The sequence below is a fragment of the Nocardia sp. NPDC003345 genome (assembly GCF_053589395.1).
In genome coordinates this window covers 1-2,166 of record NZ_JBSFRU010000544.1, presented here as the reverse complement: position 1 = coordinate 2,166, position 2,166 = coordinate 1, and the positions used below count along the sequence as shown (strand labels likewise).

The following is a 2,166-nucleotide window of genomic DNA, read 5'->3' as shown; positions in this document are numbered from 1 at the left end:
CTTCCGATCTGCTGACAGCAGACGCTCAGAGGGCCGAACCCCGCGCGGCGAAGCCGCGCCAATAAACACAGACCCTTGACGAGTGAGGTCACCTTCATACCTTGACGAGAAAGGTCACCTTCCCACCTTCGCGAGCAAGCTCACCTACTCATCTCGGCGAGCAAGCTCACCTACTCACCTTGGCGAGCAAGCTCACCTTCCCCACCTTGACTTCCCCACCTTGACGAGCAAGCCCACCACCCCACCGTCACGACCGGCGTCGCATCCTCACCTCGGCGAGTGGGGTCACCTCCTAACCGTCACGACCGAGCTCACGTCCTCACCTCGACGGGCAACCCCACCCCACAACCGAGGTCACCTCCTCACCTCACCGGCAAGCCACTCCCACCCCCATGAGCGAAGCCACCTCCCCCACCCCACCAGCAACCCCACCCCTCCGCCCTACCCCCCACCACCCCCGCCCCCATGCAGAATGAACCCGTGACAGATCGGACCTCCACTCCCGCCGTACTCGTTGTCGACGACGACGAGGACGTCCTCGCGTCCGTCGAGCGTGGCCTGCGTCTGTCCGGTTTCGAGGTCAGCATCGCCCGGGACGGTGCCGCTGCCCTCCGCGCGGTGTCCGAGCGGTCTCCGGACGCCATCGTCCTGGATATGAACATGCCGGTGCTGGACGGCGCGGGCGTGGTGACCGCTTTGCGGGCCATGGGGAACGAGGTGCCGATCTGTGTGCTGAGCGCGCGTAGTTCGGTGGGTGACCGGATCGCGGGGCTGGAGTCGGGGGCAGACGACTACCTGGTCAAACCGTTTGTGCTGGCGGAGTTGGTGGCGCGGATCAAGGCGCTGTTGCGGCGGCGTACCGATACTCCGGCGGCAGCGGAGGCGCCGGACACCATCACCGTGGGGCCTTTGCAGGTGGATACCGCCGGTTACCGGGCGCTGGTGAACGGGCAGGAGATCGAGCTGACCAAGCGGGAGTTCGAATTGTTGTCCACGCTGGCGCGTAACGCGGGTGTGGTGCTGAGCCGGGAGCGGTTGCTCGAACTGGTGTGGGGCTACGATTTCGCCGCCGATACCAATGTGGTGGATGTTTTCGTCGGTTATCTGCGCCGGAAGCTGGAGATCGACGGGACGCCGCGGCTGCTGCACACCATCCGCGGTGTGGGGTTCGTGCTGCGGGAAACGAAGTGAGCGAGGCCGGTTCCGGGCGGCGCCGACGTTCGTATTCGCTGCGGACCCGGGTCGCCGGGGCGGCCGCGGCGGGGGCGGTGCTCATCGTCGCGATCGTGAGTGCCATCGCGGTGCCGGCGATCGAACGCAACAATCAGCAGCAGACCGATCAGCAGTTGCGGATCGCGTCGAGGCTGGTGGTGATCGACCCGGTGATCGCGGTGGGGGTGGTGAACCTGGTGGGTCCCGACCGCGATATGGCGCTGACCGTCCGCAACGACGGGGCGGTGGTCGCCTCGAGTTCCACGCGCTTACCGGAGCTGGAACCGGGTTCGCGCACCGTCGATGTGGACGGGACTCCGTACCGGGTGCTGACGACGACGGAGAATCAGCCCGCGGGGCGGACGGTATCGCTGGGTATCCCGGCCACCGAGGCGGCCGAGGCGACGGCCGCTCAGCAGCGCTGGGTGCTGGTGGGCGGCTTGCTGGCGATCGCGGCCTCGGCGGGGTTGGGCTGGCTGTTCGGCGGCCGGGCGGTCCGGCCGATCATGGTGCTCACCCGGCAGGTCGGGGCCCGTACCGGATACCGCGACGCCACCCCGGAACCGGTGGACAGTTCGGGTGTGCTGGAGGCCGAGCAGCTGGCCGAAGCGGTGAACACCATGCTGCGCCGGGTCGACCAGGCCCAGGCCGATACCGCCGCGGCGCTGGAGACGGCCCGCGATTTCGCCGCCGTTTCGGCACATGAGCTGCGCACTCCGCTCACCGCGATGCGTACCGATCTGGAAGTGCTGGCGACCCTCGATCTGGACGAGGCCCAGCGCACCGAGATCCTCGGCGACCTGCAGCGCAGCCAGGGCCGGGTGGAGACCACATTGGCGGCGCTGGAACGCCTGGCCTCCGGTGACCTGACCTCCGAACGCGACCATATCGACACCGATATCGCCGAGTTGTGCGATCAGGCCGCGCACGACGCGATGCGCCACTATCCCGGCC

Annotated in this window: 2 protein-coding genes; both read left to right on the top strand. The window is 67.9% G+C overall.

What is annotated here, in order from left to right:
- The first annotated feature begins 465 nt into the window (after positions 1–465).
- Positions 466–1,191, top strand: coding sequence for a response regulator transcription factor (locus ACWDU1_RS31810; RefSeq protein ID WP_450004122.1), 726 nt, complete (start codon positions 466–468; stop codon positions 1,189–1,191).
- Positions 1,188–2,166: histidine kinase dimerization/phospho-acceptor domain-containing protein (locus ACWDU1_RS31805; protein ID WP_450004121.1), on the top strand; the 979-nt coding region annotated here is incomplete at its 3' end. The genes ACWDU1_RS31810 and ACWDU1_RS31805, both read left to right, overlap by 4 nt.